General features: G+C 61.1%; 16 protein-coding genes and 1 tRNA gene. 10 read left to right on the plus strand and 7 right to left on the minus strand.

Annotated elements, in window-relative coordinates; genetic code table 11:
- Window positions 1–1,481, minus strand: a 1,481-nt coding sequence (locus VJX68_RS15165) for a glycosyltransferase family 39 protein (protein ID WP_324096555.1), incomplete at its 3' end; no start/stop codon positions are given.
- Window positions 1,482–1,861: 380 nt separating this feature from the next.
- Window positions 1,862–1,951: transfer RNA gene (locus VJX68_RS15170), tRNA-Ser, on the minus strand.
- A 125-nt stretch (window positions 1,952–2,076) separates the two neighbouring features.
- Between VJX68_RS15170 and VJX68_RS15175 the strand changes: the two genes are divergently transcribed.
- Complete coding sequence (locus VJX68_RS15175) at window positions 2,077–3,069, plus strand: ferritin-like domain-containing protein (protein WP_324096556.1); 993 nt, start codon at window positions 2,077–2,079, stop codon at window positions 3,067–3,069.
- A gap of 1 nt (window position 3,070) precedes the next feature.
- Window positions 3,071–4,423 (plus strand): acetyl-CoA hydrolase/transferase family protein, encoded by a 1,353-nt coding sequence (locus tag VJX68_RS15180; protein WP_324096557.1) that lies wholly within the window; start codon window positions 3,071–3,073, stop codon window positions 4,421–4,423.
- A gap of 424 nt (window positions 4,424–4,847) precedes the next feature.
- Here VJX68_RS15180 and VJX68_RS15185 read toward each other — a convergent pair whose 3' ends face one another.
- Together VJX68_RS15185 and VJX68_RS15190 are read right to left on the minus strand one after the other, a co-directional pair.
- Complete coding sequence (locus VJX68_RS15185; RefSeq protein WP_324096559.1) at window positions 4,848–5,051, minus strand: hypothetical protein; 204 nt, start codon at window positions 5,049–5,051, stop codon at window positions 4,848–4,850.
- 34 nt (window positions 5,052–5,085) lie between these two features.
- Complete coding sequence (locus VJX68_RS15190; protein ID WP_324096560.1) at window positions 5,086–6,216, minus strand: amidohydrolase family protein; 1,131 nt, start codon at window positions 6,214–6,216, stop codon at window positions 5,086–5,088.
- Window positions 6,217–6,458: 242 nt separating this feature from the next.
- Here VJX68_RS15190 and VJX68_RS15195 point away from each other — a divergent pair, with 242 nt between their 5' ends.
- The gene (locus VJX68_RS15195) at window positions 6,459–7,418 is read left to right on the plus strand and encodes a CPBP family intramembrane glutamic endopeptidase (RefSeq protein WP_324096561.1); all 960 of its coding nucleotides are present in this window, start codon (window positions 6,459–6,461) and stop codon (window positions 7,416–7,418) included.
- A 5-nt stretch (window positions 7,419–7,423) separates the two neighbouring features.
- On the opposite strand, the gene VJX68_RS15200 is transcribed toward VJX68_RS15195, so the two are convergent.
- A complete protein-coding gene (locus VJX68_RS15200; RefSeq protein ID WP_324096562.1) occupies window positions 7,424–7,975 on the minus strand; it encodes a carboxymuconolactone decarboxylase family protein in 552 nt (183 codons plus the stop codon).
- A 143-nt stretch (window positions 7,976–8,118) separates the two neighbouring features.
- Between VJX68_RS15200 and VJX68_RS15205 the strand changes: the two genes are divergently transcribed.
- The 3 genes from VJX68_RS15205 (at window position 8,119) to VJX68_RS15215 (ending at window position 10,478) form a co-directional block, all read left to right on the plus strand.
- Window positions 8,119–8,901, plus strand: a complete 783-nt coding sequence (locus VJX68_RS15205) for an N-acyl homoserine lactonase family protein (protein ID WP_324096563.1) — start codon at window positions 8,119–8,121, stop codon at window positions 8,899–8,901.
- 26 nt (window positions 8,902–8,927) lie between these two features.
- Window positions 8,928–9,713: an SDR family NAD(P)-dependent oxidoreductase gene (locus VJX68_RS15210; RefSeq protein WP_324096564.1), complete on the plus strand. Its 786-nt coding sequence runs from the start codon at window positions 8,928–8,930 to the stop codon at window positions 9,711–9,713.
- Window positions 9,714–9,797: 84 nt separating this feature from the next.
- Entirely contained in the window at window positions 9,798–10,478 is a 681-nt protein-coding gene (locus VJX68_RS15215; RefSeq protein WP_324096565.1) for a zf-HC2 domain-containing protein, read from the plus strand.
- A 7-nt stretch (window positions 10,479–10,485) separates the two neighbouring features.
- Here the strand turns inward: VJX68_RS15215 and VJX68_RS15220 are convergent, their stop codons facing one another.
- Both VJX68_RS15220 and tadA read right to left on the minus strand, forming a co-directional pair.
- Window positions 10,486–10,827: a DUF4236 domain-containing protein gene (locus tag VJX68_RS15220; RefSeq protein WP_324096566.1), complete on the minus strand. Its 342-nt coding sequence runs from the start codon at window positions 10,825–10,827 to the stop codon at window positions 10,486–10,488.
- A 19-nt stretch (window positions 10,828–10,846) separates the two neighbouring features.
- The gene (gene tadA, locus VJX68_RS15225; protein ID WP_324096567.1) at window positions 10,847–11,311 is read right to left on the minus strand and encodes a tRNA adenosine(34) deaminase TadA; all 465 of its coding nucleotides are present in this window, start codon (window positions 11,309–11,311) and stop codon (window positions 10,847–10,849) included.
- Window positions 11,312–11,373: 62 nt separating this feature from the next.
- Between tadA and VJX68_RS15230 the strand changes: the two genes are divergently transcribed.
- Genes VJX68_RS15230 through VJX68_RS15245 form a run of 4 tightly spaced genes read left to right on the plus strand, consistent with a single transcriptional unit; the run spans window position 11,374 to window position 13,923 of the window.
- Window positions 11,374–11,886, plus strand: a complete 513-nt coding sequence (locus VJX68_RS15230; RefSeq protein ID WP_324096568.1) for an FxLYD domain-containing protein — start codon at window positions 11,374–11,376, stop codon at window positions 11,884–11,886.
- A gap of 24 nt (window positions 11,887–11,910) precedes the next feature.
- The gene (locus VJX68_RS15235; protein WP_324096569.1) at window positions 11,911–12,237 is read left to right on the plus strand and encodes a rhodanese-like domain-containing protein; all 327 of its coding nucleotides are present in this window, start codon (window positions 11,911–11,913) and stop codon (window positions 12,235–12,237) included.
- 47 nt (window positions 12,238–12,284) lie between these two features.
- Window positions 12,285–13,097, plus strand: coding sequence for a carbon-nitrogen hydrolase family protein (locus VJX68_RS15240; RefSeq protein WP_324096570.1), 813 nt, complete (start codon window positions 12,285–12,287; stop codon window positions 13,095–13,097).
- 4 nt (window positions 13,098–13,101) lie between these two features.
- Window positions 13,102–13,923: a hypothetical protein gene (locus VJX68_RS15245; RefSeq protein ID WP_324096571.1), complete on the plus strand. Its 822-nt coding sequence runs from the start codon at window positions 13,102–13,104 to the stop codon at window positions 13,921–13,923.
- Window positions 13,924–13,961: the final 38 nt, after the last annotated feature.

Genomic DNA, 13,961 nt, shown 5'->3' on the forward strand with positions numbered 1-13,961 from the left:
AAGTGCTCTGAAGCCATCGCGTATGGATGACCGACCGAGCCGCGCGCTTCGACGCGAGCATAATATTGCTCGAGCTGCTCGGGTGGTGTGTCGCCGAGAACAATCATCGTCTCGCCGGTGTAGTCGCGCGGACCCCAATACCAGTAGTTCACGTGGCCGCTGATCGCTTTAGGCAGGCCGAGCTTTGGCCCGTAGAAGTCGATCGCTCCGGCCTCGCCGTAGTTCTGCCCGAATATCGCCGTCCGCGCTCGTTCATCGGGGGGTAGGCTGTTGTAGACCTTCGCGACGGCCGTAGCCATCTCGGGCCATCCAAACCTGTCCGCCAATAACTGAGGCAGTGCGCTGGCTTGGCGATGTTCAAACTTCGGCTCGGAGATACCAATGAAGTGCGTGTAGAGGATGTACCTCTCGGGCGGCAGCAGGGGAAGCACGACCAACGCAGTTATCCCCCCGGTCACCGCGAGCAAGCCGAGATATGCGGGGCGCATCCAGCGCAATCGCGGCGACGTGAGCCAGCGCTCAATCGCGACAGTTCCCCCGGCCAGCAGCATCGGATACGCGGGCGCCAGGTAGTAGAATCTGCCTTCCATCAGCAACAGCGTCAGGAACGCTAAGACGTATGCGAGCCCAAGTGCCCTGAAAGGTTTGCCCTGGGCGCTGAAGAGGAATGCCCACAAACCGCAAATCCAGATTGGAAGCGCCACTGGCTGCATGCCGAGGACTTGCTGGCCGAAGAACCCCAGCGGGCTGAGTGCAACATTGCGCCGGTTGCGCTTGATGTTGGCGAGCATCTCTAGGTGGGGAAAGTGATGCTGAACCATCCAGATCAAATTGGGGAGGAAGATCAGCATCGCCATCATCCCGCCGATCAAGAACCATCGGCTGTTCATCAGCCGGCGCTCGGGCCTCATCAGCAGGCCTACGATGAGAGCGAAACCGAACATCGCCATCGTGTCCTTGTTCTCGAGACCGATACCGGCAATCACTCCGAACCAGAGCCAAAGTCTCGTGTCGCCGGTCTTGATCATGCGGATCAGTATCAGCACACAGCCCGTCCACAAGAGCGGTTCGACGGAGTTCATAGAGAGGTAACTGTCGACAGCCAGATAGAATGGCGCAATCAGGACGGCCACGGCGGCGAGCGCCTGCGCGAATCGTCCGCCGCCAAGTTGCCTGACGATTGCACCGGTAAGAAGAACAAGCCCAACGCCGGCGAGCGCCGGGATGAGCCGAATAGCCAGCATCGAATCGCCGAGGAAGTGGCGCACAATCCACGCCTGCAGCGCAGTGAGCGGCGGCATATCGACGTATCCGCAGCTCAGATGCTCACCGCAAGCAAGGAAGTAGAGTTCGTCGGTGAACAAACCGTAGCCGCCGGGGTTAGGCAGATGCAGTGCTAGTTCAAGAGCGCTGACATAGGCGACAAGGGCAGGACCTGCGATGAAGGGGCTTTCGCCGGGATTTTCGTTTTGAGTCGCCAATTGCAGCTCCCTATGAACCCGACGGCCTACCTGTGCAAGGTTCTAGGTCGGTTTTGTGCCGCGCGGACCTCAGGAATCTAGCGATGACCCAAAGAATCGAACTCCCCCCGCTCTGGAGCGCGCAACAGCAAGCTTTGGAACCCCGATAGAATCCACGCGGGCGTAGTTCCTTGCGTCAGGCGGTCTTCCCGAGGATGCTTCCCCGCAAGATGTCGGCCGCTTCAGATGGACATGCCAAAATCGCGAACAGAGAATTTTGAGCGATTTTTGCCGTCAGCCGCGGCCGTCGGCATTCTCCGGGTCCACGACCGCGCGTGAATCGCGCCTTACGCGCCGATTTCATCGCTTCTCCAAAATGTATGGAAACATGCCAGACTGTGTGGCGGAGAGGGAGGGATTCGAACCCCCGGAGCCGTTAGGCTCACCTGATTTCGAGTCAGGCCGGTTAAACCAGACTCCCGAACCTCTCCGCGACAGACGAGGATCGATGTTTGCTCCTGCGCAGTCAAGCTGACATTGCCCGCGTCGATTTTCCGATCATATCGGAATTTGCTACGGTGGTTTAGATTCTTTTAGCGAGCCGAGGAGCGCGTCTATGCCATCGAATTCGATCGCCCACCGAATCACGACTTCCTTCGACACCACTTTCCAGCGCTACTACGCGGTCGAGGCTCCCGATCTGCGCCGCCTCTACGAAAACGCCAAGCGCGACCAGTGGAACGCGTCCACCGACGTCGACTGGACGGCCGAGGTTGACCTCGAGCGCGGCATCTTTGCCGACGAGTTAGTCGACGGCCACGGCACTCCCACGCTCGACCGGCTCGACCCGCGTGAGTTTCAGCGCCTCAACGTCGAATTCTCATGCTGGCGCCTTTCGCAACTGCTCCACGGCGAGGAAGGCGCGATGCTCGCGTGCAGCCAGCTCGTTGACATGGTGCCTGGCAACGATGCGAAGTTCTTCCAGGCGACGCAGGTCGTCGATGAAGCGCGCCACGCCGAAGTGCTTAGCCGCTACCTGCTTGAAAAATGCGGCGGCAAAATTTATCCGATGACGGGAAATATCAAAACGCTCTTCGACTACATCCTCGGCAACGGCAAATGGTTCATCAAAACGGTCGGTCTGCAATTGCTGGCCGAGACCTTTGCCGTGTCGCTGTTCCGGATGCTGACGGAAACCGCGAAGGATCCCCTGCTGCGCGGAATTTGCAAGCGCATCCTGGCCGACGAATCGCGGCACATGGGATTTTCGATCCTCAGCCTGCCCGACGAGATTCGCGGGCTGAGCGCATGCGACCTGCATGAGCTCGAAGACTTCACGCGCGAGGCGCTGATTCTCGTGATGACCGGGCAGTTCCCGCGCGAAGCCTACGAAACGGTGGGCATGAGCGCGGCCGATATCGAGGCTGTCCAAAAGGCGCGCAAGGAAATCGCGCTTGGCAGCGAGTACGCGCTGTTTCGCAAACTCTTCCGCCGCGAGATGCATCAGACCGTCGTCAGCAACATGCAGAAGGTGGGGTTGCTCAACGAGCGCACGTCGGCCTTCATGCGCGAGATGGGAATCAACACCACGCTCGCGGCTGCCGCCTGAGATGGCCACCGCTCCGAGCCAGCATCGCGGCGAGAAATCCGGGATCGATTGGCGCGCGCAACTGGGTGCGAAGCTGGTCGCCGCGGACGAGGCCGTCGCGCATATCAAGTCGGGCGACCGCGTCTGTCTTTCGATCGCACAGCAGACGCCGTTCGAGCTCTGCCCTGCGCTCGCGGGCCGCTTGATGGAACTGGAAAATGTCGTCGTCAATCACGGCGCCGCCGTAATGAATTGGGATTTGCCGGGACTCGGCGAGCGCTTCCGCCTCGAGTCGATGTACCTGTCGCCCTACGACCGCGCGATTTACCATCGCGGCGCCGCGGACTTCACGCCAATTGTGTACTACCGCGCCGGGCATCTGCCGCCCGCGCTCGACAATTTCAACGTGTACCTGATGACCGTGTCGCCGCCCGACGAGCATGGCTACTGCAATTTCGGCGAAGCGCAGATCATGTCGAAGCTGCTCGCGCGCAACGCCGACCTGGTGATAGCGGAGATCGACAAGAACTCGATTCGCGTCGGCGGCGACAACTCGATTCATATTTCGGAGATCGACTATTTCGTCGAGCGTACGACTGAGCTGCCCGAGATCAAATTGCCGCAGCCGGGCGAGGAAGAAGCTCGAAATATCGCGACTGTCTGCGGGATGGTCGCGAAGGAACTCATCCCCGACCGGGCGACGGTGCAGATAGGCGTCGGCTCGATGTCGGGGATGCTGTGCAATCATCTGCTCAATCATCACGAGCTCGGGATGCAGACCGAGATCATTCCGTTGCACACCGCGCCGCTGGTCGAGGCGGGCGTGCTGACCGGCAAACACAAGCAGCTGTTTCCGGGATTGGTGGTTGGCGCCGGCATCGCGCCGCTGACCCCCCGCGAGGAACTGGATTTCATCGACGGCAATCCCGCGTTCGCGCTCTACGATTTCAACACCACCGACGACATCCGTTTCGTCGCGCAGGAAGAGGGGCTCATCTCGATCAACAACGCGATGGCGGTTGATTTGACTGGGCAGACCAACGGCGAGTCGATCGGACCGCTGATGTACACCGGCACCGGCGGACAGACGGCGTTCGTCGTCGCCGCATGCCTGGCGGGCGGCAAGACCGTGATCGTCGTGCCGTCGAGCTCGAGGGTCCAGGGCAGGCGCATCTCGCGCATCGTGCCGGTGCTCGACTCCGGCAGCGTGGTAACGTCGCCGCGCGGCTTCGTGCATCACGTGGTGACCGAATACGGCATTGCAAATCTCAAGGGCAAATCGATCCGCGAGCGCATCAACGAGTTGGTGGCGATCGCGCACCCGGACTTCAGATCTGAACTCCGCGCGGAAGCTAAACGGCTGTACAAGGTCTGAGCAATCGAGATTGCCTGCGTAGCGCAACGATCGCGGACGCCACGAGCATCAAGATCAATAGAAAAGCGCCCGCAGCGAGAAGAATCAGGTGGCGACCGGCGCGATTTTGAGTGATCGTCTAATGCCGAAAACAGCGATTTATACCATATGTTGCGGTCTTTGGCTGGGTCCACCACCATTGGTAGTTTCGTTCCGTCAAAAGTTGTTTTTTCGCCGGAAGGTCTGGGCGCCTGAAAGGTGAACGCGTGAAGGTGGGGCATCGTGACAGTAGTCCATGCCGCACATGTTATCACACCAGGTTTTGGTGGCGTCAGGCTGAATAGTTCATCCCCAAGTTTGGCCTGAATCCCGGAGCGAGGAGTCGCGAGGATTTTGGCTGGTGGCTGAGTTTGAGAGTTTCGGCGAGCGTCGCAGACCGCTCAAATCACTCGCGGCGGAACGACAGCATGCCCACGAAGCCCGGCGGACGCCATCCCTTGTTCGCGCAGGCGTTGCACACGACGTACTGTTTGTGATGCCCGTCCTCGACGCCTGTCAGCGCGACCGCGAGCTCTGTCGAAACCGGCTGGTTGCACGCGACGCAAGTCGCAGTTAGCGCCTTGTTCTGCATGGCCTTTTCACTCGGCATCGCGTCCGCACCAGTTTCCTTGAGATTTCATGAGCTACGCCGGGAACACGGCTCGCGCGTTCTCACCAAGCAATTTGCGCTGGCGGGCTGCACTCAGATTCGAGATTGAATTTCGAATCAGATGCGGCGCTTCGAGGTTGGAATCGACGTGCGGAAAGTCCGAGCCCCACAGGACTCGATCCTCGCCGTGCAGATCCATCACCGCGCCAATCGTCCGCTCCTCAGGCTCCGCGACTACCCAGAGGTTGCGCCGGAAGTAATCCGACGGCTTCAACTTGGTCGGATAGGTCCAGCCGAGCAACTCATAGTTCTGATCCATCCTGTCCATAATGTACGGCGCCCAACCGCATCCCGCCTCGACGCACAAGACCTTGAGCCGCGGAAAGCGATCGAATAGACCGTCGGCCACCATCGTCATCGCGGCCGGCACCACCTGCGCGAATCCGCCAAGCGCGAATCCGAAGACGGTGCGAAACTCGCCGGGCTGGTAGAACTGCCCGATTATGCCGGGCGCGCGGTTGAAGCGCACGATCACGTGCAGGCATGCGGGGATGCCCGCTTCCTCGCACTCGCGCCAAATCGGATCGAAGTCGGGATGCGAGAAGCGCCGGCCGCCGACATTTTCCGGCGCGAGGAAGATTCCCTTGAAGCCCAGCTTGACGCATCGCCTGAGCTCGACCAGCGCCGCATCGACGTCCTGCAACGCGATGTGCGCGATCGGGATTACGCGGCTGCGCACCGAACTCGCGAAGTCATTGATCCAGTTGTTGTAGGCGCGCGCGTAGGCCGCCGCCAGTTCGTGATCCTCGACGTCCCACAGAATTCCGACTGTCGGGAACAGCACGCCCGCGTCGACGCCCCATTCGTCGAGCAGCTTGACCCGATCGGCGGGCAGGTAACTCGCGGGCGGACATCCGTCCAGGTAACCCAGCTTGCCTGGGATAAAGAGTTCCTGGCGCGGCTGATTGGCGCCGCCCAACCCCGCCAGCATCCCCTTCAAGAGCGGCTGATTGTCCACCATCAGGACTTCGAGACCGTCGCCGGGATCCTTGATGATGCGAATGGCGCGATCGCGAAACTTCGGCTCGAGGTATTTCTCCCAGAGGTCCGGCGGCTCCATCACGTGCGAGTCGCAATCGATGACAATCGAATCTGCAGCGCTCATCGCTGAAAATGTAACACGCCGACGAGCGCTGAACGAACCAACCCGCGCGCGCCACGATTGGTGAGGCGCTACGTACGCGGTGACAGACCAATGGTTCGAGCTGTGCAAACTGATGCAGTGAGCACATTGCATACGCAGTGAATTCGACGCGTTGACTTTGATGTTCTCGACACGACAGCCTCGGGCTGTAATCGATCCACTCCTCGCGTGGGTCGTTTGCCCCCTTCGATGAAACAATCGCAATGAAACGACACCCGCTACTTGCGTACTTCGCGTTGACATTCGGCCTCACGTGGGGCTTGGGCGCTTGCTTTGCGATGTTTTCGGTTCAGTTGACCGCCGTCTTCGGAAAGCTGTCCGTGACAAATCCGTTGTTCATCCTGGCAGTATACGCGCCCAGTATTTCGGCCATTATCGTGAGCGGCTTAGTCGATGGGCCTGCGGGAGTCAGGCGACTGCTTGGCGGATTTCTGCGCTGGCGAATCGGCATCCAATGGTACGTTGCGATATTCGTCGGAATCCCGATGCTGAGTGCGATCGCGATGGTGCTCAGCGCGGCGCTTACGCGGACGCCGCTCGTTGTCGATCCCTGGTACCAACTTTTTCTGCTCGGGCCCTCAGGCAAGCAGATCGTGCGAGCAGCCGGGGCCGGTGGAGTATGGAGCGTGATTCCCGCCGTCCTCGGATCATTTTTGGCTGATCCGGGACCACTCGGAGAAGAACTGGGATGGCGGGGATTCGCACTTCCACGGCTGCTCGAGAATCGAAGTGCACTTTCGGCCGGTGTCATCCTCGGCGTTATCTGGGGCGTGTGGCATCTGCCTGCGTTCATCCTTGCCGGCACACCGCAGAACAATATGTCTTTTCCGCTTTTCATGATCGGTATCGTCGCGCTCTCGGTTCTCATGACTTGGGCCTACAAGGGCACCAGCGGCAGCGTGCTGGCTGCTGTCCTGATTCATTGGACCTTCAACACATGCACCGATATGACGCGGATGCCGCTCGCGCTGTTCTCGGTCGGAGTTCTCGTGATCACGGTGGCGGTAGTGGTCGCAGTCGCGGGTCCGGGGCTTTCCGATCAAGGGAATACGAAAGCAACGCTCTCCCCGGCAGAAAGCGATGATCGTGCCCCCAGGAGCAACGACGCTCTACTAACCTCAGCCGCTTCCGAACAGTATTGGACGGGGCGGCGAAGGCGCTGACACCACTAGCAACGCAATGCGTCAACGACTTTTGTGCCGGCCGGCGGATCGAGATCGGTTCTCGTCGTTTCAGTGAGCCGCGCCATCGTCATGTAGAACCCGATCGCGAGGATCAGCTCGACGATTTCGCGCGGCGATAAAAATTTCATCAGCTCCCTGACGGTCGCCTCATCGGCCTTGACACGATTCACGACTTCCTCAGTGAAGCGCAGCGCTGCGCGCTCGACATCGCTGAAGCACGGCGCATCGATCGCATTGCGCGCGATTGCATCGACCTGCTCCTGCATGGCGCCAACAGAAATCGCGATCGGCACGTGCTGAATCCATTCGTACTCGCCGCCTTCGATCTTCGCGACCATCAAGATGACCAGTTCGCGCAACTTCGCGTCGAGCTTCTGGGGGCTGAGAATCGTGCCGCCCAACCGGGTCAGCGGAATGAAGCAGGTCTCCGCGTTCGCCATCATCTTGAAGATGTTGAGCTGAACGGGAGCATGCGCTATCGCAGTGCGCACTTCTTCGGGCAGGCTCGCAATATCGGGATACGCGACCAGGCTCATGACAACCTCCTGCGAGAGAGCGTTTGGCCTCGGCCCCGGCACAATTGATCGCGCCGGACCGCTGTTTGGTGTAAAGGAATTTTGCGAGACTGTAAATCGGCTCGCCCGGCTCGCGCCGGCAATCACAAACGAGGTTGGACTATATGTCGCTCAACGTCTACGCGTTCACGTGTGGATGGCTGACGCTTCCTGCCGCGCTTCTGCTCGCGGGCGAAAAGGGAAGCCTCACCGTGCCCGTGCCTGCCTATCTGATCGAGCATCCGAAGGGGCGCGCAATTTTCGACAGCGGCCTCCACGTAGAGACGCAAACCGATCCGAACCGCCGCCTGGGGCGGCTCGCGGCGTTTCACACGGTAGGATTCAAGCCCGGCGAGGAAATCGCAGCGCGCCTCGAATCGCTCGGCGTGGCGCCATCAAAGATCGATTTTATCATCAATTCGCATCTTCATTTCGACCACTGCGGCGGCAACGAGCAATTGCCAAACGCGACCCTGCTGATTCAGCGCCGCGAGTGGGAGGCCGGCCACAACGCCGAGCTGATCGAAAGCGTCTATTACGATCCACACGACTACGACCACGGACACGAGGTGAAAATGATCGACGGCGAGCACGACGTCTTCGGCGACGGCTCGGTGGTATGCATACCCACTCCCGGCCACACTCCCGGTCATCAGTCTATCCGCGTGCGAATCGGCGCCGGCGAAGTCGTGATGACGGGCGACGCCTGCTACCTGCGCCGCACGCTCGATAACTTCCATCTGCCAACCGCGATGTACAATCGCGAGCAGATGCTCGAGTCGATCCGGCGGCTGCGCGCACTACGCGACGGCGGCGCGATGATCATCACGGGACACGATCCCGACCTGTGGAAGACCATCCCGCAAGCGCCCGAACGGCTTGCAGTGCGGCCGGCGGCGACAGCCTGAACGAAGCAATCGAGCGGAGAGTCGCAATGGGCACTCGCCTCAAAGACAAAGTGGCGATCGTCACCGGCGCCGGCACCTCCGGCGAGGGCATGGGCAACGGCAAAGCCACCGCGATGCTGTTCGCGCGCGAGGGCGCATCCATCGTCGCAGTGGACTTGAATCTCGACGCCGCGCAGCAAACTGTGCACGCGATTGAAGCTGAGGGCGGGCGCGTAATCGCGATCGCCGCCGACGTCAGCCGCTCAGAAGATGTCCGCGCGATTGTCGATCAGACCGTCACACGCTTCGGCCGCATCGACGTCATTCACAACAACGTGGGAATCGAGATCGCGGGCGATCCGGTCTCAACCACCGAGGAGGATTGGGACCGCGTGCACGCGGTCAATCTGAAGAGCGTCTTCATGATGTGCAAGTATGCGATCCCGCACATGGAAGCCCGCGGCGGTGCGATTATAAACGTATCCTCAGTCGCGAGCATCCGATGGAGCCCGGTGCCGTACTTCTCGTATCACACGTCCAAGGCCGCGCTTAATCACATGACCCGTGTCATCGCGCGCCAGTACGCCGCGAAGAAAATCCGCTGCAACGTGATTTTGCTCGGCATGATGGACACGCCGCACATCCGCACCTATTACCGCGACTTGCCATCCGACGAAGTCGCCAAGATCATGCGCCAGCGCGACGCGCACTGCCCGATGGGCCGGCAGGGCACTGCATGGGACGCGGCACACGCGGCACTTTTCCTCGCCTCCGATGAGGTTCAATACATCACCGGCGCCGAGGTGGTCGTCGACGGCGGCTTGACGCTCTAGCTTTTCGATATGATTCGCCGCAACAGCGGGTGAATTTCGACACGCCGGTCTCGTCTATTGGTCTGGGCGACCATCAACGGTCAAATGCCTGAATGCGGCGAAATAGGCTTGCTGCTCGGCGCTGCCGGAGACGGCGAGCTCGAGCCAGGCGACCTGCGGCAAGTCGCGCATCATCTTGAGCGGTGCGCCTCCTGCACGGGCGAGGTTTCTGACTATTCCAAAATCGGCCGCGAACTCAGGGCCATCGCGGTAATACCCTCGCTCGAGGGATTCACCGAATCGGTACTGGCCGTAATCGCGGCACTTGTCGTCGTCGTGATTTTCGCGATCGGGCTGCTCGGCAATGCGAACACCGTGAACGTCGCGCGATCCGTGCCTGAGGTACTAGCCAGCAAGCCCGCCGCTTCATCAAGCGTCAAGGGATCGATCAGTATGGTTGACGTGCGAGTTGATTCGGCTTTCGTCGCCGACCTGGCCTCCAGCTCTTTCAGTCATACGAACGGGCGGACGGAATCGGGCAAAATGCTCGTGTTCAGGCTGCCGGACGGCAAGACTCTGCACGTCCAGCCGCGCGCAATCGATGGCGGCATGATTGCGATGGAGGTCATCCTGTTCGATGGCAAACGGCCGACGATGACGGCCGATTTGAAGCTCGGGAACGGCGACACTTTTGCCTTGGGCGGGGAAACCTACGGTGAGGGCACGCTCTTCATTCGTATCAGCCCGACCGCCGCCAACGCATCTCGCAATCCAAGAGCGTCGTAACAGCCGATCACTTACCTCCCGCGACCGACCCGACGAGCGCGATCGCGAACGCCACGGCGCCGATGATGACCATCAACGCGATCACCTGCGCGATCACATGCGCGGTCGTCTGCTGAGTCTCCGAAATCGGCTGCTCGACGTGCGCCGAATGCGCCCCCGTATGGTATCCGCTGTGCGACGTGTAGTAGATGCCGGTGCCTGGGATGCCGACCGTCTTGCGAATTCCCTTGCTGCCAACCGTGACGTGCGCGCCGCGCATCCCGACCGTCAGGCTCGGTCCCGACTTCGACACGTTGACCGACAATCCCGGAAAGATCGAAACGCGCCGATAAAATCTGAAGTTGCCCATTGCCCCCCTCCTCTCCTCGTTATATCCCGCCGCGTCGCTTCCGAAAAAATTCGCGCATCAACTCCGCGCACTCGGACTCCATCACCGAGCCGACCACTTCAAATCGATGGTTCAGCCTGCCGTCTCTGCCGATGTCGTAAACCGAGCCGAGCGCACCCGCCTTGTCGTCGCGCGCGCCGTAAACGACTCGTGCGATTCGCGCATTCAGCATCGCGCCGACGCACATGACACACGGCTCGAGCGTCACGTAGATCGAAACCTCCGTCAGCCGGTACGTTTTGAGCGTCGAGGCGGCCGCGCGAATCGCCAGGATTTCCGCATGCGCCGTCGGATCGCAGAGCCCGATTGGCTGGTTGTGCCCCGCGCCGACGATCTGCCCATCGGCAACCGCGACTGCGCCGACCGGAACCTCGCCCTCCGCCTCGGCGCGACGGGCTTCGGCAATAGCCTCGGCCATAAACTGCAGGTGTTCAGCGGTCGCCATTCAATTAGCAGATTGACATTGGCGAAGCCCCGCACCAAGATCGGCGGATGGGGATCGGGGACATGAAAAAGCTCATCGTAGTCGCTATTTTCCTGGCCTTTGGCTCGGCCAGCATCACGTTCGCCGGTACTCGCGTCGAGATTAAGGACAGCGAACAAGCCGCCGCGGAAGCCGATATGCACCGTCGCTACGATCATCCGAAAACCGAGGTCGTTCCCAACGACCAGCTCCAGGTCGTGGTCACGCGCGACGTGATTATGCATTCGTGCTGCATGCCGCCGAGCCTCGTAGTCTCCGGCAAAATGACCAACGTCAGCGACCATCCGATCGATTACGTCCGCCTACACTTCGCCTTCGAGGACCGGGACGGCAAGATCCTTCACGGCGAGAGCCTCTACAACCACCATGCCGAAAGCCTGTCCGATAGTGAGTACATGCAGAAAATCCTGAACGAGAAGCCGCACTATGTTCCGATCCTGCCCGGGCAGAGCGACACGTTCGGATTTTCGATTTCATGCACCGAGCTGCCGATGTTCTCGAAGGTCGAGCTGTTCTCAAACGACATCAAACAGTAGCGCGGCGCTCGGTGCGGTTGCCTGATGCCTGATATCGGCGCAATCGACCCGACCGCGCTCAAGGCCCGCCTCGATCGAGGCGACCGCGTCTTCATCCTCGACGTCCGCGAGCCGTTCGAAATTTCGCTGGCGCCCTTCCGCGGCGCGAGCCACATCCCGATGGGCGACATCCCGTCGCGCCTGGCCGAACTCGACCCGGACCGCGAGACCGTCGTCGTATGTCATCATGGCGTCCGCAGCGCGCAGGTCGCGATGTACCTGGCGCGGATGGGTTTCGAGCACGTACTCAATCTGTCAGGTGGAATCGACGCGTGGTCCGAGGACGCGGATCCAACAACGCCTCGCTACTAACCGGCCGACCAACGCGCCATAATGCCGAATGGAAAGGAAATCCCGCGATGACTTACCTCGCAGCCGCCATCCAGATGACCGCCGGACCTGACAAGGCGGCGAACCTGGAACGCGCCGAACGGCTGGTCCGCGTCGGCGCGGCGCGCGGCGCAAACCTCGTAGCACTGCCCGAGGTCTTCAACTGGCGTGGCAAGCGTAACGAACAGGCGACTGCGGCGGAAACGCTAGACGGTCAATCGCTGACGTTGATGTCGCGCCTCGCGCACGAGCTGCAAATCCACATCGTCGCCGGCTCGATCACCGAGGGGGCCGCCGGCGACTCGCGATGCTACAACACGTCCGTGCTGCTCGGTCCCGACGGCGGCAGAATTGCCGTGTATCGCAAGATTCATCTCTTCGACGTCGATCTTCCCGGCCGCGTGACGGCGCGCGAATCCGATGCGAAGCTCGCCGGCGCCGACGTCGTTACGGCGGAGACTCCGCTTGGCGCGATTGGCCTCACCATCTGCTACGACCTGCGCTTCCCGGAACTCTATCGCCGCCTCACTTTTGCCGGCGCGCAAATTATCGCGGTGCCGAGCGCGTTCACGTTCCCTACCGGCGAGGCGCACTGGGAGCCGCTGCTGCGCGCCCGCGCGATCGAGAACCAGGCCTACATGATCGCGCCCGCGCAGTTCGGTCCCACCATCTACGGCTACAGCGACTACGGGAATTCGATGATCGTCGATCCATGGGGACGCGTCCTCGCGCGCGCCGCGGACCAGGAAGGCGTCGTCGTCGCACCGATCGATCTCGAATACCAGGACCGCGTGCGAGGCGAACTGCCGGCGTTGAAGCACGCGCGCCTCAAGGGCGGGTGATCAAATGAACAAGCTCGCACTTCTAACGGTCATGCTCGCTCTTTCGATCAGCACGCCAGCCTTCGCGCACGACATGGCCGCGATGGGCGATATGGATGGCGACTCGGCGCCCAACGCGATGGGCGGTCAGATGGGTATGGGCGCGCATATGGTGATGACGCCGTCGCGTCCGCAGACGCCGCAGGACGTCGAGCGCGCGCGCGACGTGATGGACACGCTGCGCCGCACGCTCGTCAAGTATCACGACTACCGGGTGCCACTATCCGAGGGCTACCAGATTTTTCTGCCGACGGTTCCGCAGGATGTTTATCACTTCACCGACTACGGCGCCGCGCAGCAAGAATACATGGGCCATTTCGATCCGGCCCGTCCCGGCTCGCTGCTGTACGTGAAAGGCGCGAGCGGCGATTACGTCCTCGTCGGCGCGATGTATAGCGCGCCCGCCGATTACACCTACGATCAGCTCGACGCGATCATTCCGCTGAGCGTCGCCCACTGGCACGCTCACACCAACATCTGCCTGCCCAACGGCGTCACGCTCAACGACGTTTTGCGCGGCGACGTCGGCGCGTCGCATCTCGACATGCCCGGCATGCTGCCAGTGTCGTCGAGTCCGTCCGCGCCCGCAATCAACCAGCGCCTCGGCTTCCTGGCCGACGGACGCTTCGGTTTCACCGGCAAAATTGCCGACCCCGCCCAGTGCGAAGCCGCGGGCGGGCACATGCTCAAGCAGGCATTCGGCTGGATGGTCCACGTCTACCCGTTTAATGGCGACGACCTGAAAGTCGCCTTCGGCATGACCGTCCCGAAGCCTCCCGCGAACTGACGCAGCCGGCTGATTCATGCGAAATGTGCCCTTCCCTC

Source organism: Binatus sp. (SeqCode), from assembly GCF_035272065.1.
Classification (GTDB): domain Bacteria; phylum Desulfobacterota; class Binatia; order Binatales; family Binataceae; genus Binatus.

Bases quoted from the DNA above. Each gene is read 5' to 3' on its own strand.
- VJX68_RS15175 (WP_324096556.1), top strand. From the start codon at position 2,077: ATGCCATCGAATTCGATCGCCCACCGAATCACGACTTCCTTCGACACC.
- VJX68_RS15180 (WP_324096557.1), top strand. From the start codon at position 3,071: ATGGCCACCGCTCCGAGCCAGCATCGCGGCGAGAAATCCGGGATCGAT.
- VJX68_RS15185 (WP_324096559.1), bottom strand. From the start codon at position 5,051: ATGCCGAGTGAAAAGGCCATGCAGAACAAGGCGCTAACTGCGACTTGC.
- VJX68_RS15190 (WP_324096560.1), bottom strand. From the start codon at position 6,216: ATGAGCGCTGCAGATTCGATTGTCATCGATTGCGACTCGCACGTGATG.
- VJX68_RS15195 (WP_324096561.1), top strand. From the start codon at position 6,459: ATGAAACGACACCCGCTACTTGCGTACTTCGCGTTGACATTCGGCCTC.
- VJX68_RS15200 (WP_324096562.1), bottom strand. From the start codon at position 7,975: ATGAGCCTGGTCGCGTATCCCGATATTGCGAGCCTGCCCGAAGAAGTG.
- VJX68_RS15205 (WP_324096563.1), top strand. From the start codon at position 8,119: ATGTCGCTCAACGTCTACGCGTTCACGTGTGGATGGCTGACGCTTCCT.
- VJX68_RS15210 (WP_324096564.1), top strand. From the start codon at position 8,928: ATGGGCACTCGCCTCAAAGACAAAGTGGCGATCGTCACCGGCGCCGGC.
- VJX68_RS15215 (WP_324096565.1), top strand. From the start codon at position 9,798: ATGCCTGAATGCGGCGAAATAGGCTTGCTGCTCGGCGCTGCCGGAGAC.
- VJX68_RS15220 (WP_324096566.1), bottom strand. From the start codon at position 10,827: ATGGGCAACTTCAGATTTTATCGGCGCGTTTCGATCTTTCCGGGATTG.
- tadA (WP_324096567.1), bottom strand. From the start codon at position 11,311: ATGGCGACCGCTGAACACCTGCAGTTTATGGCCGAGGCTATTGCCGAA.
- VJX68_RS15230 (WP_324096568.1), top strand. From the start codon at position 11,374: ATGAAAAAGCTCATCGTAGTCGCTATTTTCCTGGCCTTTGGCTCGGCC.
- VJX68_RS15235 (WP_324096569.1), top strand. From the start codon at position 11,911: ATGCCTGATATCGGCGCAATCGACCCGACCGCGCTCAAGGCCCGCCTC.
- VJX68_RS15240 (WP_324096570.1), top strand. From the start codon at position 12,285: ATGACTTACCTCGCAGCCGCCATCCAGATGACCGCCGGACCTGACAAG.
- VJX68_RS15245 (WP_324096571.1), top strand. From the start codon at position 13,102: ATGAACAAGCTCGCACTTCTAACGGTCATGCTCGCTCTTTCGATCAGC.